The sequence below is a fragment of the Rhodococcus sp. AZ1 genome (assembly GCF_054979605.1).
This window is the reverse complement of sequence record NZ_JBUEQF010000011.1, coordinates 36,421-59,421: the sequence shown is the minus strand read 5'-3', so window position 1 is coordinate 59,421 and position 23,001 is coordinate 36,421. Positions and strand designations below refer to the sequence as shown.

Annotated in this window: 18 protein-coding genes; 12 read left to right on the top strand and 6 right to left on the bottom strand. The window is 68.7% G+C overall.

What is annotated here, in order from left to right; translation table 11 throughout:
• Nucleotides 1–99: 99 nt before the first annotated feature.
• The 4 genes from ACY48E_RS13960 to ACY48E_RS13945 all read left to right on the top strand — a co-directional run bounded on the left by ACY48E_RS13960 (nt 100) and on the right by ACY48E_RS13945 (nt 6,515).
• Nucleotides 100–714, top strand: a complete 615-nt coding sequence (locus tag ACY48E_RS13960; RefSeq protein WP_462872823.1) for an HhH-GPD-type base excision DNA repair protein — start codon at nt 100–102, stop codon at nt 712–714.
• A gap of 76 nt (nt 715–790) precedes the next feature.
• Nucleotides 791–2,935: a DNA polymerase III subunits gamma/tau gene (locus ACY48E_RS13955; RefSeq protein WP_462872822.1), complete on the top strand. Its 2,145-nt coding sequence runs from the start codon at nt 791–793 to the stop codon at nt 2,933–2,935.
• A gap of 190 nt (nt 2,936–3,125) precedes the next feature.
• Nucleotides 3,126–4,337 (top strand): acetyl-CoA C-acetyltransferase, encoded by a 1,212-nt coding sequence (locus ACY48E_RS13950; protein WP_462872821.1) that lies wholly within the window; start codon nt 3,126–3,128, stop codon nt 4,335–4,337.
• 15 nt (nt 4,338–4,352) lie between these two features.
• Entirely contained in the window at nt 4,353–6,515 is a 2,163-nt protein-coding gene (locus ACY48E_RS13945; RefSeq protein ID WP_462872820.1) for a 3-hydroxyacyl-CoA dehydrogenase NAD-binding domain-containing protein, read from the top strand.
• 124 nt (nt 6,516–6,639) lie between these two features.
• Here the strand turns inward: ACY48E_RS13945 and ACY48E_RS13940 are convergent, their stop codons facing one another.
• The gene (locus tag ACY48E_RS13940; RefSeq protein ID WP_462872819.1) at nt 6,640–7,734 is read right to left on the bottom strand and encodes a substrate-binding domain-containing protein; all 1,095 of its coding nucleotides are present in this window, start codon (nt 7,732–7,734) and stop codon (nt 6,640–6,642) included.
• 112 nt (nt 7,735–7,846) lie between these two features.
• Here ACY48E_RS13940 and ACY48E_RS13935 point away from each other — a divergent pair, with 112 nt between their 5' ends.
• The 5 genes from ACY48E_RS13935 to ACY48E_RS13915 are packed head-to-tail and all read left to right on the top strand — an operon-like array spanning nt 7,847 to nt 14,028.
• On the top strand, nt 7,847–9,169 hold the full coding sequence (locus ACY48E_RS13935; RefSeq protein WP_462872818.1) for an ABC transporter substrate-binding protein: 1,323 nt from the start codon (nt 7,847–7,849) through the stop codon (nt 9,167–9,169).
• A complete protein-coding gene (locus tag ACY48E_RS13930; RefSeq protein WP_462872817.1) occupies nt 9,166–10,110 on the top strand; it encodes a carbohydrate ABC transporter permease in 945 nt (314 codons plus the stop codon). The genes ACY48E_RS13935 and ACY48E_RS13930 overlap by 4 nt, the downstream gene beginning before the upstream one ends.
• Nucleotides 10,107–11,000, top strand: coding sequence for a carbohydrate ABC transporter permease (locus ACY48E_RS13925; RefSeq protein ID WP_462872816.1), 894 nt, complete (start codon nt 10,107–10,109; stop codon nt 10,998–11,000). Before ACY48E_RS13930 ends, ACY48E_RS13925 begins: the two co-directional genes overlap by 4 nt.
• Nucleotides 10,997–12,007 carry a hydroxyacid dehydrogenase gene (locus ACY48E_RS13920; RefSeq protein WP_462872815.1) on the top strand — a complete coding sequence of 337 codons (1,011 nt, stop codon included), beginning with the start codon at nt 10,997–10,999 and terminating at the stop codon, nt 12,005–12,007. Before ACY48E_RS13925 ends, ACY48E_RS13920 begins: the two co-directional genes overlap by 4 nt.
• Nucleotides 12,004–14,028: a DUF2264 domain-containing protein gene (locus ACY48E_RS13915; RefSeq protein ID WP_462872814.1), complete on the top strand. Its 2,025-nt coding sequence runs from the start codon at nt 12,004–12,006 to the stop codon at nt 14,026–14,028. The genes ACY48E_RS13920 and ACY48E_RS13915 overlap by 4 nt, the downstream gene beginning before the upstream one ends.
• Nucleotides 14,029–14,062: 34 nt before the next feature.
• On the opposite strand, the gene ACY48E_RS13910 is transcribed toward ACY48E_RS13915, so the two are convergent.
• A complete protein-coding gene (locus tag ACY48E_RS13910) occupies nt 14,063–15,637 on the bottom strand; it encodes an acyl-CoA synthetase (RefSeq protein WP_462872813.1) in 1,575 nt (524 codons plus the stop codon).
• A 60-nt stretch (nt 15,638–15,697) separates the two neighbouring features.
• Between ACY48E_RS13910 and ACY48E_RS13905 the strand changes: the two genes are divergently transcribed.
• Both ACY48E_RS13905 and ACY48E_RS13900 read left to right on the top strand, forming a co-directional pair.
• The gene (locus ACY48E_RS13905; protein WP_462872812.1) at nt 15,698–16,303 is read left to right on the top strand and encodes a TetR/AcrR family transcriptional regulator; all 606 of its coding nucleotides are present in this window, start codon (nt 15,698–15,700) and stop codon (nt 16,301–16,303) included.
• 196 nt (nt 16,304–16,499) lie between these two features.
• Nucleotides 16,500–17,405, top strand: a complete 906-nt coding sequence (locus ACY48E_RS13900) for an alpha/beta hydrolase (RefSeq protein ID WP_462872811.1) — start codon at nt 16,500–16,502, stop codon at nt 17,403–17,405.
• A 21-nt stretch (nt 17,406–17,426) separates the two neighbouring features.
• Here the strand turns inward: ACY48E_RS13900 and ACY48E_RS13895 are convergent, their stop codons facing one another.
• Both ACY48E_RS13895 and ACY48E_RS13890 read right to left on the bottom strand, forming a co-directional pair.
• Nucleotides 17,427–18,023, bottom strand: a complete 597-nt coding sequence (locus tag ACY48E_RS13895; RefSeq protein WP_462872810.1) for a TetR/AcrR family transcriptional regulator — start codon at nt 18,021–18,023, stop codon at nt 17,427–17,429.
• Between the two features lie 59 nt (nt 18,024–18,082).
• Nucleotides 18,083–19,006 (bottom strand): SDR family NAD(P)-dependent oxidoreductase, encoded by a 924-nt coding sequence (locus tag ACY48E_RS13890; protein ID WP_462872809.1) that lies wholly within the window; start codon nt 19,004–19,006, stop codon nt 18,083–18,085.
• Between the two features lie 203 nt (nt 19,007–19,209).
• Here ACY48E_RS13890 and ACY48E_RS13885 point away from each other — a divergent pair, with 203 nt between their 5' ends.
• Nucleotides 19,210–21,057: a flavin-containing monooxygenase gene (locus ACY48E_RS13885; RefSeq protein WP_462872808.1), complete on the top strand. Its 1,848-nt coding sequence runs from the start codon at nt 19,210–19,212 to the stop codon at nt 21,055–21,057.
• 28 nt (nt 21,058–21,085) lie between these two features.
• Here ACY48E_RS13885 and ACY48E_RS13880 read toward each other — a convergent pair whose 3' ends face one another.
• Nucleotides 21,086–21,880, bottom strand: a complete 795-nt coding sequence (locus ACY48E_RS13880) for a sugar phosphate isomerase/epimerase family protein (RefSeq protein WP_462872807.1) — start codon at nt 21,878–21,880, stop codon at nt 21,086–21,088.
• Nucleotides 21,881–21,931: 51 nt separating this feature from the next.
• Complete coding sequence (locus ACY48E_RS13875) at nt 21,932–22,951, bottom strand: LacI family DNA-binding transcriptional regulator (RefSeq protein ID WP_462872806.1); 1,020 nt, start codon at nt 22,949–22,951, stop codon at nt 21,932–21,934.
• Nucleotides 22,952–23,001: the final 50 nt, after the last annotated feature.

Below are 23,001 nucleotides of genomic sequence, written 5' to 3'. Positions count from 1 at the left end.
GAAGAACCGGCCGCTTCCTCACTGCGAGGGGGCGGCCGGTTCCTTGCGTTTCGAGGCACTGGCCCCGGGTGGGACAGCGCAGGTGGAAGAATCGGCGGCATGGCCGAGACCTTGAACCTGGTGGGCGATCCCGACGCGGACGCGCTGCTCTCGACGGATCCTTTGGCGCTGCTGATCGGGATGCTCCTCGATCAGCAGGTGGCCATGGAGTCGGCGTTCGCCGGTCCGAAGAAACTCCACGATCGGCTGGGCACGCTCGATGTGCGGGTGCTCGCCGACCACGATCCCGATGCGTTCGCCGCCCTGTGCGCCCAGACCCCCGCCGTGCACCGGTACCCGGGTGCGATGGCCAAGCGGATCCAGGACCTGTGCGCGTACATCGTCGAGCACTACGACGGGCGCGCCGACGCCATATGGGTCGACGGGGATCCCGACGGCACGGAGGTCCTGCGCCGACTGCGCGCGCTGCCCGGTTACGGCGATCAGAAGGCGCGGATCTTCCTGGCCCTGCTCGGTAAACAGTGCGGCCTGACCGCCCCGGGCTGGCGCGAGGCCGCCGGAGCGTACGGCGAGCCGGGATCGCGTCGGTCCATCGCCGACGTCGTCGATCCCATCTCGCTCGGGGAGGTCCGCGACTTCAAGCGCGCCACCAAGGCCGCGGCCAAGGAGGCTGCCGCGGCGAAGGCTGCCGCGAAGGCCGCGGCGGAGAAGTAACACGCCGCCGAGCGGTCACCGCCTGGTGGTCGTCGCCGCCGAGGACGGTGTCCGAAGGCGCCGGTAACCTTTGTCCGTGGCTCTGTACCGGAAGTACCGTCCAGCGACGTTCGCCGAGGTTGTCGGGCAGGAGCACGTCACCGAGCCGCTGTCGGTCGCTCTCGATTCGTCGCGGATCAACCACGCCTACCTGTTCTCCGGTCCACGCGGATGTGGCAAGACGTCCTCCGCGCGCATTCTGGCCCGCTCGCTGAACTGCGAGCAGGGCCCCACCTCCACCCCGTGCGGCCAGTGCTCGTCGTGCATCGCGTTGGCGCCGGGTGGGCCGGGAAATCTCGACGTGATCGAACTCGATGCGGCCAGCCACGGCGGTGTCGACGACACGCGCGAGCTTCGCGATCGCGCGTTCTACGCGCCGGCCGAGTCGCGGTACCGGGTGTTCATCATCGACGAGGCCCACATGGTCACCACCGCGGGCTTCAACGCGCTGCTCAAGATCGTCGAGGAGCCACCCGAACACCTGATCTTCATCTTCGCCACCACCGAGCCGGAGAAGGTGTTGCCCACCATCCGCTCACGCACTCATCACTACCCGTTCCGGCTCCTCGCGCCCGCCGCGATGCGCTCGCTCATGCAGCGGATCTGCGCCGACGAGAACGTGGTGGTCCAGGATGCGGTGTACCCACTGGTCATCCGGGCCGGGGGCGGATCCCCGCGTGACACGCTGAGCGTCCTCGACCAGTTGATTGCCGGCGCCGGCGACGAGGGGGTGCAGTACGGGCGCGCACTCGCTCTGCTCGGCGTCACCGATGTGGCCCTGATCGACGAGGCTGTCGACGCTCTCGCCTCGCTCGACGGTGCGGCACTGTTCGGGACGGTCGAGAAGGTCATGGACGCCGGGCACGATCCTCGGCGTTTCGCCGTCGACCTGCTCGAGCGGCTGCGGGACCTGATTCTGGTCCGCGCTGTTCCCGACGCCGCCGACCGGGGTTTGATCGACGCGCCGGCAGATCAGCTCGACCGCATTCGCGCACAGGCCGAACACATTGGTCCGGCCACGCTCACGCGCTACGCGGAGACGGTGCACACCGGGTTGGGGGAGATGCGCGGGGCCACATCGCCGCGCCTGCTGCTCGAGGTGATGTGTGCGCGGATGCTGCTGCCGTCGGCCTCCGATGCCGAGTCCGCGCTGCTGCAGCGCCTCGAGCGGATCGAGCGTCGACTCGACGTCACCCGGCCTGCCGGAGAGGCCGAGCTCCACTCCCCGCCCCCGGTCACCCCACGCACTGCCACCCCACCCACTGCCACCCCACCCACTGCCACCCCACCCACGGCCACCCCGCCGCCGCGCTTCCGCCGGCCGTCGGATCCGGTGGTCGCTGCCCCGGCGCCGGTTGCAGTGCCCGAGCCGGTTGCAGTGCCCGAGCCGGATGCAGTGCCCGAGCCGGATGCAGTATCGGCGCCGGTTCCAGTGCCCGAACCGGCAGCACCCGAGCCCACGCCGGAGCCCGCGCCTGAACCTGCCGCCCGTTCGGGGCCGGATGTGGCGGCTGTTCGCGCCGTCTGGTCCGAGGTGCGCATCAAGGCGCGGGACCGCTCGCGCACCACCGAGGTGATGCTCTCCGGCGCGACCGTGCGCGCGGTCACCGGCGACGCCATCGTGTTGGCCCACCACTCGGCGCCGTTGGCGAAGAGGCTCCTCGAGCCGCGTCACGTCGAGGTGATTCGCGACGTTCTCCGGGACATGTTCGGGGTCGACTGGGAGGTGCGCACCGAAGTCGAGCCGAATTCGGAGGCTGCGTCGTCGGCGCCTCAGCTCGGCGAGGCGTCGGCTGTTCCCTCGCCGCCACGCGCGCCCGCGCAGTATTCGCGGCCGAGCCGAACCGCACCCCCCGAGAAGTCGCCGCCTCGGAAGGCAGCGCCGCAGGGCTCGGGCCGACAGGCTCCGCCGCCGCGGGCGGACGACATCCCGCTGCCCGACGAGCCGGACGACCCCGAGCCGCCCGAGGTCGACCCCGTCGACCTGCCGACCGGTGATCCGACGCCGTCCGACCCGCCCCCGGCCGAGACCGACGAGGATCGGGCGGAGATGCTGGCCGAGGCGGCGCGAAACCCGGAGTCCAGGGACCGCCGCGATCCCGAGGAGGTGGCGCTGGAGTTGTTGCAGAGCGAACTCGGCGCCACTCGTCTCGACGGCCGCGGCAGCGCCGGCGGTTCGTAACGGCAGCTCCCAGCCCTCATGAGCACGACGACGGGTCCGCCGTCGTGTCACATTCCGCGCTCGGTTCGGTCCTGTCAGCGCGTCGGGGCCACCCTCTAGAGTGATGGCCGTCGAGGTCTGCACCTCGTGGGCCAGGGCGCCGCGGCGCGCCGGTCCGCAATCGAGAGTCAAATCGGAAGGAAAGTGCGCTGTGTCTACAGAGGCATTCATTTACGAGGCCATCAGGACACCGAGAGGCAAGGGCAAGAACGGATCGCTGCATTCGGTCAAGCCGATCTCGCTGGTGTCGGGACTGGTCGAGGAACTTCGTCGTCGCTACCCGGACCTCGACGAGAACCGGATCTCCGATGTGATCCTCGGAATCGTCTCGCCGGTCGGTGACCAGGGTGCCGACATCGCCCGCGCGGTCGTCAACTACACCGGGATGCCCGACACCGTCGGTGGCGTCCAGATCAACCGCTTCTGCGCCTCCGGCCTCGAGGCCGTGAACATGGCCGCGCAGAAGGTGCGTTCCGGATGGGACGAGCTGGTCATCGCCGGTGGCGTCGAGTCGATGTCCCGCGTCCCCATGGGCTCCGACGGCGGCCCCTGGCCGCTCGACCCGTGGACCAACTACAACACCTCGTTCGTGCCGCAGGGCATCAGCGCAGATCTCATCGCCACCATCGAGGGCTTCTCCCGCGAGGACGTCGACGCCTACGCCGTGCAGTCGCAGGATCGCGCCGCGGCGGCGTGGTCGGGTGGGTACTTCTCGAAGTCCGTGGTGCCGGTGGTCGACCAGAACGGTCTGCTCGTTCTCGATCACGACGAGCACATGCGTCCGGGCAGCACCGTCGAGTCCCTCGGTCAGCTCAAGCCGGCCTTCGAGGCCCTCGCGGCCATGGGCGGCTTCGACGACGTCGCGCTGCAGAAGTACCACTGGGTCGAGAAGATCAACCACGTGCACACCGGCGGTAACTCGTCGGGCATCGTCGACGGCGCCGCCCTGGTGCTGCTCGGCACGGAGAAGGTGGGCAAGGACCTCGGCCTGACCCCGCGTGCCCGCGTCGTCGCCACCGCCACCAGCGGTGCCGATTCCACCATCATGCTCACCGGTCCCACCCCGGCTACGGAGAAGGCGCTCGCGCAGGCCGGTCTGTCGATCGACGACATCGACATCTTCGAGCTCAACGAGGCCTTCGCGTCGGTGGTCCTGAAGTTCCAGAAGGATCTGAAGATCCCGAACGAGAAGCTCAACGTCAACGGTGGCGCCATCGCCATGGGTCACCCGCTCGGGGCAACCGGCGCCATGATCACCGGCACCGTCGTCGACGAGCTCGAGCGCCGCGGCGCGCGCTACGGCCTGATCACCCTGTGCATCGGCGGCGGTATGGGTGTCGCCACCATCATCGAGCGAGTCTGAGGAAGCTGAACGTATATGTCTGACAACATGATTTCGTGGGATCAGGATGCCGACGGCATCGTCGTCCTGACCATGGACGACCCCAACCAGGGCGCCAACACCATGAACGAGCTGTACAAGTCGTCCATGGCGGCCACTGTCGATCGCCTCGAGGCCGAGAAGGACTCCATCACCGGTGTCGTGATCACCTCGTCGAAGAAGACCTTCTTCGCCGGTGGCGACCTCAACAACATCATCAAGGCCGGCGCGGACGACGCGCAGGCGGTGTTCGACGAGGTCGAGGGCATCAAGGCGCAGCTGCGCCGCATCGAGAAGCTCGGCAAGCCCGTCGTGTCCGCCATCAACGGCGCCGCGCTCGGTGGCGGCCTCGAGATCGCTCTGGCCACGCACCACCGCATTGCAGCCAACATCCCGTCGGTGCAGATCGGTCTGCCCGAGGTTTCGCTGGGTCTGCTCCCCGGCGGCGGCGGCGTCGCCCGCATCACCCGTCTGCTGGGCATCCAGAACGGCTTCATGACCGTCCTGGCCCAGGGCACCCGCTTCAAGGCGCAGAAGGCGCTCGAGGTGGGGCTGATCCACGAACTGGTGGATTCGGTCGAGGAACTGGTCCCCGCAGCCAAGGCGTGGATCAAGGCCAACCCCGAGGGCGGCGTCGCCCCCTGGGACGTCAAGGGCTACAAGATCCCTGGTGGCACCCCGTCCAACCCGTCGCTCGCCTCGATCCTCCCGGCGTTCCCGGCGAACCTGCGCAAGCAGATCAAGGGTGCCCCGATGCCGGCGCCGCTGGCCATCCTCTCCGCCGCGGTGGAGGGTGCCCAGGTCGACTTCGATTCGGCGTCGACCATCGAGTCGCGCTACTTCACCACCCTCGTCACCGGTTCGGTGTCGACGAACATGATCCAGGCGTTCTTCTTCGACCTCAACGCGATCAACTCCGGTAAGTCGCGCCCCGAGGGTTACGAGAAGACCACCTTCAAGAAGGTGGCCGTTCTGGGCGCCGGCATGATGGGCGCCGGCATCGCGTACGTGTGCGCGAAGGCCGGTATCGAGGTCGTCCTCAAGGACGTCGCCATCGAGGCCGCTCAGAAGGGTAAGGCGTACTCCGAGGCCATCGAGGCCAAGGCCCTCTCGCGTGGCAAGACCACCCAGGAGAAGTCCGACGCCCTCCTCGCGCGCATCCACCCCACGGCCGACGCCAACGATGTGGCCGGCGCCGACCTCGTCATCGAGGCCGTGTTCGAGTCCGTCGAACTCAAGCAGAAGGTGTTCCAGGAGATCGAGGATCTCGTCGCACCCGACGCGCTGCTCGGATCGAACACCTCGACCCTGCCGATCACCGGTCTCGCGACCGGCGTGAAGCGCCAGGAAGACTTCATCGGCATCCACTTCTTCTCCCCCGTGGACAAGATGCCGCTGGTGGAGATCATCCGCGGCGAGAAGACCTCCGACGCCGCGTTGGCGAAGGCGTTCGACCTCGTGCAGGCGATCAAGAAGACCCCGATCGTGGTCACCGACTCCCGCGGCTTCTTCACCTCGCGCGTGATCGGCACCTTCATCGACGAGGCCATCACCATGCTCGGTGAGGGCGTCGAGCCCGCCACCATCGAGCAGGCCGGTCTGCAGGCCGGGTACCCGGCTGCTCCGCTGCAGCTCTCCGACGAGCTCACGCTCTCGCTGATGCAGAAGATCCGCAAGGAGACCGACGCGGGCCTGGCCGCCGAGGGCAAGCCCGTGCCGGAGCGTCCCGCCGCCTGGGTGGTGGACAAGATGGTCGACGAGTTCGACCGCCCGTCCAAGCTCAAGGGCAAGGGCTTCTACGAGTACGTCGACGGCAAGCGTGCCGGGCTGTGGCCGGGCCTGCGGACCGAGTTCAAGACCGGCCCGACGGACATTCCGTTCCACGACCTCATCGAGCGCATGCTGTTCATCGAGGCCATCGAGACGCAGAAGTGCTTCGACGAGGGTGTGCTGCTGAGCACGGCCGATGCCAACATCGGTTCCATCTTCGGCATCGGATTCCCCGCGTGGACCGGCGGCGTGCACCAGTACGTCGTCAACTACGACGGCATCAACGCCGGACGCCCGGAACTGCGTGGCCAGGCCGGCTTCGTGGCCCGCGCGGAGGAACTCGCCAAGAAGTACGGCGAGCGCTTCACCCCTCCCGCATCCCTGCGGTAACACCGTCTCCACTCGGCGCGCCCGGTCCCCTCGTCGGGGCCGGGCGCGTCGGCGTCTGCGGGGCTCGTGGGGGGCATTGTTCCCGTACCCAATGTGACATTTGGTCACCCTGGATGACCGAATGTCACATTGGGTACACGGGCCCAGCCGCGCCGCAGGACTGGCGGACGGTGATGGTGGGCCAGAGGGTGGTGCGGTGGACGGGACGGTCGAGTCCGCCGAGTGCGCGGGCGAGAGCGAGTTCGGCGGCGACAGCGCCGAGCCGGGACTTGTCCGGGCGCACGGCGGTCAGCGGTGGGTCGCAGGCGCCGGCGACCTCGTCGTCGTAGGACACCACGGCCAGATCGTCGGGAACGCGCAGGCCACGGTCACGTGCACGTTCGATCAGGCCGATGGCCTCGCGGTCGGAGTGCACCAGAACGGCGGCCACGTCCTCGCGGATCAGACGGTCCAGAACCGCGTCGTAAGCCGGTCGCCAGCCGGTCGCGCCGTAGGAGGGGATGTCGAGGTCGGGGGCATCGGAGTCGGCGCCGAGTTCGGCAACGGTCTGCGCCCATCCGCGTCGAACACCGGTGGTGGTGGGGCTCGGGCGGGAGGTGATCAGCCCGATCCGACGGTGGCCGAGTCCGGTGAGGTGACGGATGGCGAGCCCCGCGCCGAGGGCGTGGTCGGTGACGACGGCGTCGAGGGCGAGGGTGGGTAGCGACGGTGGCGGCGTTCGTTCGACGAGCACGACCGGGATGGGCAGTGTGCCCAACCAGCGCAGCAGGTCCAGCGAACCGCGGGCGCCGAGGGTGGGTGCGATGAGCAGCACGGCGATTCCCTGGTCGATCAGGCGGGTCGCCTGGCGACGGTCGTCGTCGGGGTCGTAGCTCGAGGCGCGCAGTGCGAGCCGATCGCCGGTCTCCGCCATGGACATCTGGGCGCCGCGCACCACCGCCGGCCAGTAGTACTCCACCGAGGGCACCACCATCCCGACGAAGTACCGGGTCGCGCGTGGCGCTGCTCGACCCGGAGAACTGGGAGCGCGATCGAGTCGACGGGGCAGCGCCACACCGCCGTGCACGCGGGTGAGCAGCCCCCGGTCGGCCAGGCGGGTGACGTCGCGGCGGACGGTGACGGCGGTGACGCCGAGGTCGTCGGCGATATCGGTGAGCCGGACGGTGCCGTGCTCGCGGACCGCGGCGAGGATTCGGTCCTCACGTTCGGCAGCCAACATGCGCATTCCTGATCGTGTGTGATCGCTTCTGATCGATTCGATTGACGACGCTACCGTGCGCACCGACGCTTGCGGGGACGTTCGAGCAACACGGGATGAACTGGAGGCGGATGTGCGGACCGCGACACCGGCAGGGTTCTCACGCCGGAACTTCCTCCGGGGCTCGGTGGCGCTCGGCGCGGGGCTGATGGCCGGCGGTGCGCTGGCCGGGTGCGCCTCGAGTGCGGCGCCGCCGGGTGCGACCACGGTCAGCGTCTGGTCGTGGCTGACGGGGATGGACAAGTACGTCGCGGCGTTCAACGCGGCGCAGAACGAGGTGTTCGTCGAACTGTCGGTGATCGCGTCGGGACTCTCCGGCGGATATGCACAGCAGACCAACGCCATTCGAGCCCACAATGCTCCGGACATCCTGCACGTGGAGTACCAGGCGCTGCCGCAGATACTCACCAGCGGCGGGCTTCTCGACATCACCGACCAGGTGGCGGACCTCGAGACGAAGTACAGCCCCGCCGCATGGCGGGGGGTGCGTCCCGACGGGCGCACGTGGGGTGTGCCGTACGACCTCGCGCCGCAGGCGTTCTACTACCGCAAGGATCTGTTCGACAAGCACGGCATAGCGGTGCCCACCACGTGGGACGAGTTCGCGACGGCCGCACGCGCGGTCCGCACCGCCGATTCGAATGCCCACATCACCACGTTCCCCCTCAACGACGGCTCGTTCTTCGCCGGGATGTGTTGGGGCGCCGACGATCCGTGGTGGCGGGTCGACGAGCAGGCATGGCGGGTCAATGTTGCCTCCGACGGGTCGAAGCGGACCGCGGCGTTCTGGCAGAAGGCCATCGGCGACGACCTGGTGCTCACGATGCCGACCAGCGGGCAGGCATGGACCGCCTCGATGCACGACGGGCGACTGTGGGGGTTGCTCGGTGCGGCGTGGAGCGTGGGCACGTTCAAGAAGTCCGTTCCCGACGACACCGGCAGGTGGGCCGTGGCGACGATGCCGGTGTTCGACGCCGCCGCGCCGGCGAGCGGGGTGCAGGGCGGCACCACGTTCGGGATCTCCCGCGAGTCGTCCGCACCGGAGGCCGCGCTGACGTTCCTGCGCTGGCTCTCCACCGATCCGAAGGTCACCGAGATCGGCACCACGTTCACCTCACCGTTCTCGGCCTACACCCCCAGCCGCGCTCTGGCGCGCACCGCCTACAAGGGCGGCTACTTCATCGGCGACCCCGTCTACGACGTTCTCGACACCGCCGCTGCGCGCGTGCCGGACTGGACGTGGGGTCCCAACGCGCTCGCCACGTTCTCCACGGTGGTGGACAAGATCGGAAGTGCCGCAGGCGATCTCGTGGGTGCCCTCGATCGTGTCCAGTCCGCCGCGGTGTCGGACATGCGGGGCCGCGGCCTCACCGTCGTCGAAGGGAACCCGTCGTGACCATCACCTCGCCCGCACCGGACCGAACGGCACCGAGCGATCCCCTGCTCGCCCCGAGCGCCCCGGCGAACCCGCGGCGTCGCACGGCCGCGCGGTCGGGACTGCTGCTCGCGGCGCCGTTCATCGTTCTGCTCACGACGACGGTGCTCGTGCCGATCGGGTACGCGCTGTATCTGAGTCTGTTCACCGACCGGCTGTCCGGGCTGGGGTTCGGCGGACCGCGCCAGGTGTTCGTCGCCCTCGGCAACTACGGGGCGGTGCTCGGTGACCACGACTTCCTGAAAGCTCTGGCAAATGTTGTGGTGTACGCGCTGATTCACGTTCCGCTGATGATGGGTAGCGCGCTGGTGCTGGCGCTGCTGCTCGACTCCGCGGTGGTGCGCTTGCGCCGAGTGTGGACGCTGGCGATGTTCCTCCCGTACGCGGTCCCGGGTGTGATCACCGGCCTGATCTGGGCTTACCTCTACTCACCCGGCGTCGGCCCGATCTCGGCGATCGCGCCGATCGATCCGCTCTCCGGCGGCGGGATCCTGGCCTCGATCGTCAACATCTCGCAGTGGCAGTGGATGGGCTACAACATGATCATCTTCTACACCGCACTGCAGACCGTGCCGCGTGATGTCATCGAGGCGGCCCGGGTGGACGGCGCCGGTGGGCTGCGCATCGCGCTGCGAATCAAGACGCCCCTGATTCGTCCGACCATCTTCGTGGCGTTCGTCTTCACCGTGATCGGATCGATACAGCTGTTCACCGAGCCGCTGATCCTGCGCACGTTCACCGGAGCGATCACCTCCACGTGGACGCCGAGTCTGTACGTCTACGAATCCGCCTTCGTCGCCGGCGATTACGGTCGCGCCGCCGCAGCCTCGGTGATCCTCGCCGGCGCATCCGCCGTTCTGTCCGCGCTGGTGATGCGCCTGTCCTCCCGGAGGTCGAAGTGACTGCTGTTCTCGCCGACAAGGATTCGGCCCCCGCAGCGGCGCCCGTCGGGAGCCGATCCCGGTGGACCTCGCGCACGGCGGTGAACACGCTGCTGATCATCGCCTCCCTCTACAGTGTGCTGCCCCTGATCTGGTTGGCCACCGCGGCCACGAAGTCGGCGCAGGATTTCGCCACCACGTCGGCGTTCTCGTTCGGGTCGTGGAATCTCTGGTCCAACTTCGGCACCCTGTTCAGCCAGGAGAACGGCATCTTCCTCGAGTGGGTGCGCAACTCGGTGCTCTACGCCGGGTTGGGTGCGGCGGTCGGTGCGCTGGTGTGCGCGGCCTGCGGCTACGCGATGGCCAAGATTCCGTTCCCCGGACGCGGTGTGCTCTTCGGCCTCACCCTCGCGGGCGTGCTGGTGCCCACGACGGCTCTGGCCATGCCGCTCTATCTGCTGGCATCGCAGATCCACATGGTGAACACCTTCTGGGCGGTGTTCGTCCCGATCCTGACCAACCCGTTCGGGGTGTACCTGGCGCGGGTCTACGCCGAGTCCGCAGTACCCGACGAGATCGTCGAGGCCGCGCGTGTCGACGGGTCGGGCGAGTTGCGCACGTTCGTGCGCATTGCGCTGCCGCTGATGAGGCCGGGCATCGTCACGGTGTTCTTGTTCCAGTTCGTCGCGATCTGGAACAACTTCTTCCTGCCGCTGGTGATGCTCACCGATCCGCATCTGTTCCCGATGAGCCTGGGGCTCTACCAGTGGAGCAACAAGACGGTGCAGTTCCCGCAGTACAACTCGCTCGTCATCACCGGCTCCCTGCTGGCCGTCGTGCCGTTGATCGTGGCCTTCATCGTTCTGCAACGGCAGTGGCGATCCGGTCTGGCGGCCGGGGCGGTGCGGTGAGCGGCCCCCGTGCACTGCTGGTGATGGATTCGCCGACCTTCCACGTGCAGTTCGGTGACGACGAACTCACCCGTCTGCACCGCCTCGCCCGGGTGGACGATCCGTCGATGCTCTCGGAGCTGTCCTCGCCCGCTGCCCGCCGTCGACTCGCCGATGTGGAGGTGCTGATCACCTCCTGGGGATGCCCGGTGATCGATGCCGAGGTGCTCGCCGCGGCACCGGCTCTGCGCGCGGTGTTCCACGCCGCGGGCTCGGTTCGCGGGCACATCACACCCGCGGTGTTCGACCGCGGGATCATGGTGACCACCGCGGCCGACGCCAATGCCGAGCCGGTCGCCCAGTACACCCTGGCGGCGATCCTGTTCTCGTTCAAGAAGGCTCCGTTCCTGGCCGCGGATGCGCGTCGGTACCGGCAGGACTGGCACTACCGTGACTCCCGTGGCGAACTGTCCGGTCGCGATCGCACGGTGGTGCTCGTCGGCTTCTCCCGGGTGGGACGACGGGTTGCCGAGCTTCTGGTCGCGACCGGAAGCGGCCGGGTGATCGTGGTCGATCCGGTGGCCGATCCCGCGGAGATCCGTGCCGCCGGAGCCGTGCCCATGACGCTCGCGGACGCGCTTGAAGTGGCCGATGTGCTGTCCCTGCACGCTCCGGCCCTGCCCGAGACGCACCGCATGATCGGGGCGCTGGAACTGGCGTTGCTGCGCACCCACTGCACCGTGATCAACACGGCGCGGGGCGCCCTGATCGACACCGCTGCACTCGAATACGAGTGCAGGTCGGGACGGCTGCACGCGATTCTGGACGTCACCGATCCGGAGCCCCTGCCCGCGACGAGCGTTCTCTACGACCTGCCGAACGTGATGATCACCCCGCATGTCGCGGGGTCGCTCGGGGGTGAGACACGGCGGTTGAGCGCAGCTGCCCTCGACGAGCTGGAGCGGTTCGCCGCCGGACGGCCACCGGCGGCAGCGGTCACCGCACCGGACCTGACCGTGCAGGCGTGATCGACCGCGTGCTCTCGCCCGATCACGAGCAGTGGTCGCGGCAGGACTGGGCGCGCTGCGCGGACCGCTTCATCGCCGCCGTGGAACCCTCGCGCTCACCCGGGTGCGCACGGGTGGTCCTACCCGGCCCGACGAGTCGGTACGGCCGCGACAGCGACGAGCTCGAGGGGTTCGCGCGCACCTTCCTCGCGGGCGCAATCCGAATAGCCGGGGAGGGCGGCCGGGACCCGCTCGGGCTGCTGTCGCGGTACGCGGACGGTTTCGCCGCCGGTACCGACCCGTCGCACCCGGAGGCGTGGCCGCGACCGGATCGACTCGATCAGGCCAAGGTGGAGGCGTCGTCGTTGGCGCTGGGCCTCCAGCTCACCCGGCCCTGGTTGTGGGATCGACTGCCGGACCCGGTCCGCGCGCGGACCGTCGCGTGGTTCGAGACGGTGATCGGCCAGGAGTATCCGCCGATCAACTGGGTGTGGTTCCGGATTCTGGTCGAGTCGTTCCTGCGCGAGGTCGGCGGCACCTTCTCCCGCGAGGACATCGAGGCCGATCTCGCCGTGCACGCGAGTTTGCGTCGGCCCGCCGGCTGGCTGACCGATCGGGACGGCGAACGCAGTTTCGACCACTACGTCGGGTGGGCACTGCATCTGTTCCCCGCCCTGTGGGTGCAGCTGTTCTCCGTCACCGATGACGACGGCGGCCAGGGAGAACCCTTGTGCGCGCGAACTCTCGCCGCGCAGTGGAACACCGATCTGGGCCGATACCTCGAGGACGCCTGTGACCTCGTGGGCGCCGACGGTGCGCCGCTGCTGCAAGGTCGCTCGCTGATCTACCGTCATGCCGCGGCGGCGCCGTTCTGGATCGGGGGATGGACGGGCGCGCTCGATCCCGCTCTCGCCCGCCGCGCCGCGGGGCTGATCGTGCGGCACTTCGAGGCGCGGGCGAGCCATCCCCTCACGATCGGGCTCCACCATCGATGGCCGGCGATGCGGCAGGCCTACTCCGGTGCAGGGTCTCCGTACTGGGCATCGCTGGGGCTGCTCGGACTCGCGCTGCCGGTGGAGCATTCGGTGTGGCGGGCGCAGGAGCGGGCATTGCCGTCCGAGATCGCCGACCGGGCGCGGGTGGCGCGGGCACCGGGCTGGTTGATCACCACCTACGACGGCGTTGCGAGCGTGGTGAACCACGGCACCGACCATGCGGCAGCGGGTGCAGTGGTCTCCGACGCGCCGCTGTACGCCCGCCTCGGATACTCGACCGCGACGATCCCACCGCTGGTGGGAGCGTCGGTCGAGTCGCCGGTGGACAATTCCGTCGTCCTTCTCGATGTTCGCGGAACCGCCTCGCACCGAGCGGGTTTCACCACCCTGGTGTGCGAGGAGCGCGACGGCACCGTGGTCGGCGTCAGCCGTGGACGGGTGCACTGGATCGACCCCGACACCGCCGGCGGCGGCCACGATCACGGCTCGGGACGAGCAGGCCGCGCGGTCGACGGGCCGGTGCTCACCGTCGCCTCGCTGGTTCGGCCGGGTGTGGAGGTCCGCCTGGCACGGATCGAACCCGGATCGGGGCCTGTGCCGGGTGTGTTGCGCATCGGCGGTTGGCCCGTCTCGGGCGACGAGATCACCTGCGCCACCGACGAGATCACCTGCAGCACAAACGATTCACCGCGCCCGGTGGTCTCGGTGACCGGACCGGTGTCCACCACCGTGGTGGGGCTGCGTGGAATGCGCCGGTGCGGGGTCGAGATCGAGCACGACGTCACCCCGCTGGCTGCCCGCACCGCGACGTCCTGGGTCGCCACCGGCGATCCGCCTCAGCCGGGAACCGTGGTCGCCGTGGCGATCGGTCTTCATCGGCATCGGCCGATTCCCACACCGTCGGTGGAGGTCTTCGACCACGACGGCCCGCGGGTGCGGGTCACCTGGGCGGACGGTAGCGGCACGGATCTCGTGTGGCCGCCGCTGCTGGACCTACCGCTCCAGCTGGACCGGCCGCCCTCACAGGCCGAGCCACCCGCGCAGTGAGGCGGCGTCGATGCCGAGTTGCGCGGGGTCGTCGTCAGGTCGGTCGGCTGTCGGCGAAGTCGTCTCGCAGTATCCGCTTGAGTATCTTTCCGCTCGGATTCTTCGGCAGGGCGTCCGCCAGGACGACATGCTTCGGCGTCTTGTAGCCGGCCAGCAGCGAGCGCGTGTGGGCGATGACGGCGTCCGGGGTGAGTTCTGCGCCGTCTCTGGGGACCACGACGGCGACGACGACCTCGATCCAGTGCGGGTCGGGGGCGCCGAACACAGCCACCTCGGCCACACCGTCGAGCTGGTAGATCGCCTCCTCGACCTCCCGGCTGGCCACGTTCTCGCCGCCGGTCTTGATCATGTCCTTCTTGCGATCGACGACCCGCAGCACGCCGTGCTCGTCGAGAACGCCGAGGTCACCGGAGTGGAACCACCCGCCTGCGAACGCCTCGGCCGTCTTGACCGGGTCGTTGTAGTACCCGAGGGTCGCGTGCGGGCTGCGGTGGACGATCTCGCCGACCTGACCCGCCGGCACCGGCCGGTCCAGATCGTCGACGACGCGGGTCTCGACGTTGACGGACGCTCTGCCCGCCGAGCCTGCGAACTCGACCTGCTCGTGCGGCTTGAGAATCGTTGCCAGAGGCGACATCTCGGTCTGGCCGTAGAAGTTCCACAGCTGCACGTCGGGAAGGCGCTGCCCGATCTCCCGCAGCACCTCGACCGGCATGGCCGACGCGCCGTAGTAGCCCTTGCGCAACGAGGTGAGGTCGGTGCTGTCGAAGTCGGGGCAACGGAGCAGGGAGATCCAGACGGTGGGCGGCGCGAAGAACTTGGTGACCCGGTGCTGCTGGATCAGTCCCAGTACGGTCGTCGGGTCGGGACCCTGCGTGATGATGCTCGTCGCGCCCAGATAGACGTCGGGCCCGAGGAAGCAGTCCAGTTGTGCGCAGTGGTACATCGGCAACGAGTGCAGCTCGATGTCGTCCTCTGCCATCGAGCCATCGATGACGCAGGTGGCGTACTGCCACATCAGAGAGCGGCTCGACAGCAGCACGCCCTTGGGACGCGACTCCGTGCCGCTTGTGTACATCAGGCGCACAGGGTCGTCGTCCGCGACCTCCGCCTCGACCGGGGTGGGGTCGCCGTGATCGAGCCAGGACCCGAACGGCTCCCATCCGTCGGTGGGGTCACCGATACACGTGCGTACTTCGACCCGTTGTTCGCATCGTTCCAGCGCTTGGCTGCCCACGGTGGTCAGGTCGGAGCCCACCACGAGACCGCGCGCACCGCTGTGGTCGAGAATGAAGGAGATCTCGTCGGCATTGAGCATGAAGTTCACCGGCACGAGGACGATGCCGAGCCTGGCTGTTGCGAAGGAGAGCACGGCGAACTGCCAGCTGTTGCGCGAGAGCACGGCGCACCTGTCGCCGTGGACGAACCCGCGCTCGCGCAGGGCGTTGGCGACTCGGTCCACGAGCCCGTCGAATTCGGCGAAGGTCAACCGGACGTTCCCGTCGACGATCGCGAGCTTGTCGGGAGCTCTGGCGGCCGATCGGCGCGGGAGATCGCCCAGGGAGTGCTGTCGGGCGCGTCGGACAACGTTGACTGTGGCGGCCGTCACCTACCCGACGATACCCCTCGCGTAGATCGTGGCCGGTGTCCCCGGCCCTAGAATCCTCGGATGACCGGGTCCGAATCATCGCCACCCGCAACGCCGTCGATCCGGGCACGCCGCAAGGCCTTCACCCGGGACCGGCTGCTGGAAGCGGCCGACGAGTTGTTCCGCCGACAGGGCTTCGACGCAACGTCGGTCGAGCAGATCACCCGGGCCGCAGGGGCCAGCAGGGCAACCTTCTACCTGCACTTCGAGCAGAAGGTCGACGTCGCCGCCGCACTTGCCGACGGAATGTGGACTCGGGCCGAGTTGTTCTTCCGCGGATTGACCGATCTCCCGGATTGGTCGGAGCGCGCACTACATGCCTGGATCGAGACGGGCCTGGCGGAGTGGGACGCCGAGAGCCTGGCGATACGAGCTCTCTCGCCGCCGATGCTCACCGAGCGGCCCGACGAGATGACCGCGCGCATGGAGACCATCGCCGCTGCCATGGTCGACGACGCCGGTCGATGGGCGCGGTGGAGCCGTGAGGAGGGGCTCCTTCGGGCGTCGATCGTGATCGACCTGCTCGTCGGGCGGTTCAGGCACTGGCAGCGCCGCGGGTTCGTGGTAGACCCCGACGCCGACCTACGCCTGGCTGCGGCCATGGTTCGGCATGCACTGACCACGTAGGCGGTCCCTGCACAGATGTTCTGGCGGGGGGGGTGGCTGAAAATCAAGATTCTCGAACCTAATCGTGCACTCGACGGATGAATAATTGACAGCTGTATAGCTTCTCGATACTGTCCGTCGTAGTGACGCGGGCCACAGAATCCGCGTCGAGGTCGTGTCGGTGCACGGCTCTGACCGCTGCCCACGAGGAGACCCCATGTCCCTGACACCGCAGGCCGCAGCCCTGATCGAGGCATCACGTGCAGCGATGCCCGTCCCGATGCACCAGGTCCCTCTCGATCTGCTCCGCCAGGGCACGTCCTCCGTGCCGCCGTCGACCGAGCCGATCCACGAGACACGCGACGTGCAGGTCGAGACCCCAGCCGGGCCCGTGACGGTGCGTGTGTACAGGCCCAGCGCCGCCACGGACCTGCCGGTCCTGCAGTACATGCACGGCGGCGGGTTCGCCATCGGCGGCCTCGAGATGCACGACAACTTCCTGCGCGTGATGAGCAACGCCGCGCAGCTCGTCATCGTCTCGGTCGACTATCGGCTCGCGCCGGAGCACCCCTACCCGTCGGGCCTGGATGACTGTGTGGCCGTGTGGGAGTGGATTCAGACCTCCCCGGCGGTGGTTGCCGGTGACGTCGGCAGGATGGCGGTGGGCGGGGACAGTGCCGGCGGTTCTCTGGCCTTCGCGCTGGCTCTGCGCGTCCGTGATGGCGGTGGTCGGGTGCCGGACGCGCTGGTCAGCGCCTACGGCACGAGCGAGATGCGGGTGTCGAACCCGGAGTTGAGCACTCCGATGCTCGATCCGGAGTCGTGCGAGTGGTTCTGGGACATGTACGCGGCCGACTCCGACCAGCGGGCCGACCCGTACTGCAACGTCGCTCGGGCATCCGACCTCTCCGGTCTCGGCCCGGCCCTGATCATGACGGCCGAGTTCGACCCCACCCGCGACGCGACGGAGGAGTACGCCCGTCGCCTTGCCGACGCCGGTGGCGACGTCACACTGACCCGGTACGACGGCGTGATGCACGGCTTCTACACGATGCTCGGTGTGCTTCCCGAGGCCGACGCGGCGTTCGAGCAGACCCTCGCGTTCCTGGGCCAGCACCTGTGACCGCGGGTGTGGGAGTGGTGCTCAGTCGGTGACGTGCAGGATCTCGGTCACGACCGTCCGCATGGCCCGCTGACTGTCGTCCGGGTCGAGATCGAGCCCGGACGTGAAGCGTTTCATCATGAACGACTCGACCATCGAGATCAGCATGGACGCTCGCGCTTCGGCCTCGGGCCGCTCGAACCGGCCCTGCCAGTGATCGCCGAGGAGTGCTGCGATGTAGCGCCGGTGGTACTCGATGTGGCGGGCGGCCAGGCGCTGGAACCCGGCCTCGGATGCGGCACGGTTGCGACGGTGGACGTTGCTCCAGCGCTCGACCACGCCATCGACCCACCGTCCCACGGTTTCCGGTGTCCACTTCTGGAGTGAGCCGAGTTCGGCGTACATCTCGTGCGCCTCGCTCCACATCAGGTCGATGATCGCGTCGAGGATCGCGTCCTTGGACTCGAAATAGGAGTAGACCGTGGCCCGACCGGCGCCCGCAGACCGGGCGATCTCGTCCATCGACGTTGCGTTGAAGCCGTTCCTGCCGATGAGGTCCGCCGCCGTGCGCAGCAGGTGCTCGCGGGTTTGCTCCCGTTGGCGTTCCCGCAGTGTCAGAGGTGCCTGCTCGGATTCCATACGCGGAGTCTAGTCACTGGACCAGCTGGGCACGCGGGTCGAACCAGGAGCCTCGACGCTCACACGCCGCCAAGTTTGCCGAGGTCGATGCGGCCCAGCTCGGCCGCGGCCTCGGGTCCGATCCGCTCGGCCAGTAACGCGACATCGCCCCACATCGAGGGTGGCACCACGAGGTCGTCGAGGGCGGTGATGGTGTCGATGTTCTCCGCCCACACGTCGGGGTTTCGGGTGAGGTCGAGGTGGCCGCGATTCTTGGCCTGGACGACGCGGGCGACCACGCCTCCGCCCACGGAGAAGGCCATGCCGCTGACCGAAGCGCTGGGGTGAGCGAGGTAGGTCACGAAGCCGGCGACGTGGTCGGCGTCGAACCTGGACTCGAGCCACGTCGCCAGGGCGGCGTCGGGCAGCCCGGCCGTGGAGTTAGCCCAGGCTGTCGGCAGCACGACGTTGGCGCCGATGCCGACGTGACGCCCGTTGCGTGCCTGGATGCGGGTCAGGGCGATGACTGCCGATTTCGCCGTTCCGTACGCGGGCGGGCCGTCCAAGCCCCATGTGGCGTTCGATGCGGTGTTGACGATGCGGCCTGCTCCGGACTTCTCGAGCCACGGCCACGCGGACTCGGACATCCGGTGGGTGCCCGCGACGTGCACGTCCAGCATCCGCTCGAAGGTGCCACCCGCACCCGCGTTGTTGATGAGGACATCGAGTCGACCGTGCCGGTCGATCGTCTCGGCGACGATCCGTTCATGGTCGGTGGCCACGTCACCGTGCACGGCACTGGCCACGGCCCCGCCGTCGACGAGCCGCTGGGCCACTGCCTCGGCTCCGGGCGTGGTGGACCGGCCCGCCCAGTCGACGCCCAGATCGTTGAGGACCAGGGTCGCGCCGCGCTCGGCGAGCTTGGTTGCGTAGGCGTCGCCGAGGCCACCGGGGCCGACGCCGGTGATGAGGACGACGAGGCCGGTGTGGTCGATGGTGCTCACGTGAGATCTCCTTCGGAAGGGTCGGCGCGACCGCGGGTGTCCGCGCCCGGCGTCCGCGTCGGTGGCTCGACTCACCAACTACCGGCGAGCCATTCGGTATACAGACTGTAGATCTGTTGACTGGACAGTGAGTCCAATTTACGGTGTCGATATTCGGTTGATTGGCGTGACCCCGGTCACGTCCGAAGGTAGGGACGGCGCTCATGGCGATCTACGACCAACTCCGCGAACACATGGACTTCGGGTTCGATCCGCAGGCGCTCGAGGAGCGCTATCGCCGAGAGCGGGACAAGCGCATGCGGACGGATTACGAGGAGCAGTTCGTCCAGGTCGACCTGGACTCACGGCCACAGTTCCTTGTCGACGACCCGTTCACCGCGGTCCAGGAGCGCGACGCTGTCGACGACGAGGTCGAATCCCTCGTCGTGGGAGGAGGGTGGGTCGGACTCATGACCGCGGCCCGGCTCAAGGCAGCTGGGCACCACGACGTGCGGATCATCGACGGCGCCGGCGACTTCGGTGGCGTGTGGTACTGGAACCGCTATCCCGGCGCCCAGTGCGACATTCAGTCCTACCTGTACCTGCCGCTGCTGGAGGAGACCGGCTACATGCCGAAACGCCGCTACGCGGACGCACCGGAGATCTTCGAGCACGCCCAGCGCATCGGTCGCCATTTCGGCCTCTACGACAACGCTCTGTTCCACACCTGGATCAAGGACATGACCTGGGACGAGGACTCGTCGCGATGGGTGGTCACGACGAACCGTGGCGATGTCGTCCGCGCTCGTTTCGTCGTGCTCGGCACGGGTTCGGCCTCACGGCCACGACTGCCGGGTATTCCAGGGCTCGACTCCTTCGAGGGACGTGCCTTCCACACCAGTCGCTGGGACTACGACTACACGGGCGGCGACTCGACGGGGGGCATGACCGGTCTGTCCGACAAGCGGGTCGCGATCATCGGAACCGGTGCCACCGGCGTCCAGGTCATCCCGCGCGTCGCCGCCGATGCGCGGGAGACGTTCGTCTTCCAGCGGACCCCGTCGCCGGTCGGCCCTCGGCGCGACGCGCCGACCGACGAGAGGTGGGCCGCCGGGCTGCAGCCGGGTTGGCAGGAGGACCTGCTGCGCGAATTCGACCGCGTCGTCGCCGGAGCGCCGCCCGAGACTCCGGTCCTGAAGACGGAACCCATGCTCAACATGGGCGCCCGCCTGCAGCAGATGTTGGCGCACCTCGACCTGGCTTCACTGCAGCCGCAGGACATGGCCGACCTGGCGGACCTGGCGAACCACATGACGATGGAGACGCTGCGCGATCACGTCGACGCGGTCGTCACCCGGCCGGAGCACGCCGAACTGCTCAAGCCGTGGTACCGCTTCATGTGCAAGCGTCCGACCTTCAGCGACGAGTATCTGCCCACGTTCAACCGCGAGAACGTCACCCTGGTCGACGTCAGCGCGAGCAAGGGCGTCGAGCGCATCACCGCGAACGGTGTCGTGGCCAACGGGGTCGAGTACCCGGTGGACTGTCTGATCTTCGCCAGTGGCTTCGAGATCACCAGCAGCTTCGAGCGTCGGGTCGGCATCCCGATCCGAGGCGTCGGGGGCCGGTCGCTCTACGAGCACTGGTCCGGCGGGATGCGCACGCTGCACGGCATCATGACACACGGCTTCCCGAACCTGTTCGTTCTCGGCGGCCTCTTCCTGCAGTCGCTCAGCCCGAACTACAACACGCCGGTCGACAGCCAGGCGCGCCACGTCGTGCACATCGTGGACGCCGTGATCGCACAGGGCGCCCGGACCTTCCAGCCTGCGGACGACGCCGAGGAGGCCTTCGTTCAGGAGCAGCTGACGGGCGATCCGAGCCCGTTCGCGATCTCCTTCGGCGGCAGCCCGGAGTCGTGCACACCCGGCTACTACAGTCAGGAGGGTCGGCCCATGTCCGAGCGTCGTCAGACACGGCAGGAGACGTATCACAAAGGCGGCGAGGCATACTGGGCCGCCATGCAGGCGTGGCGCGACGAGGGTCGACTGGCCGGACTCGTGGTGTCCTGACCTGCCGCTCCAGCTGAACCGGCCGCCCTCACAGGCCGAGCCACCCGCGCAGTGAGGCGGCATCGATGCCGAGTTGTGCGGGGTCGTCGTCACGCACGAACTCGAGGAGAACGTCCCGATCCACCTTCTCGTCGCCGAGAATCGCCAGGGCCGACTCCCAGAAGGACCGCCGATGATCGAGCGGTTGGCGTGTGTCACCGGGCCACCACGAGAAGGCATGTACCGCAACGGTCCAGGGCAGAACGCGCCGCAGACCGTCGAGGGCGTCGGCGTCGTCCATCGATTGCGGGGGCTGCCAGTACGTGCCCAGCACACCGGGTCGGTCGATGTCCTCGAGCAGTGCCAGTGTCGACTCGACCGTGTCGGTGAGGGTGCCACCGTGGAACTCGAGCCCGATGGTCAGTCCGAGGTCGGCGGCGCGCGCGGCCAGGGCGCGACCGTCCTCGGCAACGGCGCGGCGGTACTCGGCCGCGGCGCTGCGATACGCGCCACCGCCGCCGGCCGATCCCGTGGTTCCCGCCCACACTCGTACTCGCGGAGCTCCGAGGGCCACCGCGGTGGCGAGTACGTCCGCACCGCTGGGCTCAGCAGCCTGATCGGCGCCCAGGCGCAGGTAGCTGCCGTAGGCGGCCACGTGCAGGCCCGCGTCCAGCGTGCGCGCCCCCACCTCGTGCGCCGTGTCGAGGTCTGCGGGCGGGACGTGGATGTCGCCACCCCACTCGATGGACGCGAGCTCGGCCATGCCGGCCAGGTCGATCACGTCGTCGGTGGCGTGCGACCGCAGGGTGACCGAGCACAGGCCGGGCCGCAGGGTCGCCGTCATCCACACGACGATAGACGCCGAGATCGCCCCCGGATAGGAAAGCGCATTCCTTCAGATGGATTCGGTCAGCGCTGTGCTCTCCCGCACCACCACCCGGCCACCGACCACCACGCGTGCGTCCGGCGACTCGGTGTCCAGCGCGATCTCGAGAGCCCGGCGACCCAGATCGGTCAGGGGTAGGGCCACGGTGGTCAGCGCGGGGCGTACATCGCGCAGGATCGGAATGTCGTCGAAGCCCGCGACCGCCACGTCGCCGGGAACGTCGAGCCCGGAGTCGTGCAGCGCGGACAGCACACCGAGGGCGACGACGTCGTTGACGGCGAACACACAACCCGGCGGTGCCCCGCGTGAGAGCAGGTCGACGGCGGCGCGGTACCCACCGTCGCGGTCGAACTCGGAGGTGACGATCGCCTCGTCCGGGATCGTGATGCCCAGTTCCGACAGTCCGAGCACGAAGCCCTCCACTCGATCGAGCGCTGTTCTCAGATGAGCCGGGCCGCCCACCACCGCGAAGCGGCGATGCCCGCCCGCGTGCAGTTCGCGAGCGAGGGCCGCGGCGCCGAACCTGTTGTCCACCAGCACCACCGGGATGTCGAGCACGTCCTGTCCGATGGCGGCGACGGCGCCCCCGTCACGTCGCAGGGCTGCCACCTCGGTGCGCATGGCCGTGGTGAGGTGGGTGTCGGTGGTGCGTGATCCGGCGATCACCACCGCCGCGAGCCGCTGCGCACGCAGCATCGCGACCAGCTTCACCTCGCGTTCGGGATCGCCCTCGGAACTGGCGATGGTCACCAGCAGATCGCGGCGAGCCGCCTCGGCCATCACCCCGGCCGCGATCGAGGAGAAGTACGGGTCGGCGATGTCGTGCACCACCAGGCCGACGGTGCCCGAGCGACCGCGTGCCATGGCCTGCGCGCGTGCATTGGGGACGTAGTCGAGTTCGGTGGCCGCGGCCACCACCCGGTCCACCAGGGCCTGCGCGACCTGACGTCCGGCGCTGCCGTGCAGCGCGCGCGAGGCCGTCGCGAGCGAGACGCCTGCGCGGGCGGCCACGTCGGCGAGCGTCGTCAATTTCTCACACCCCTGATCTTCTGCACGCCGCGCGCATCGGGTCGGTACAC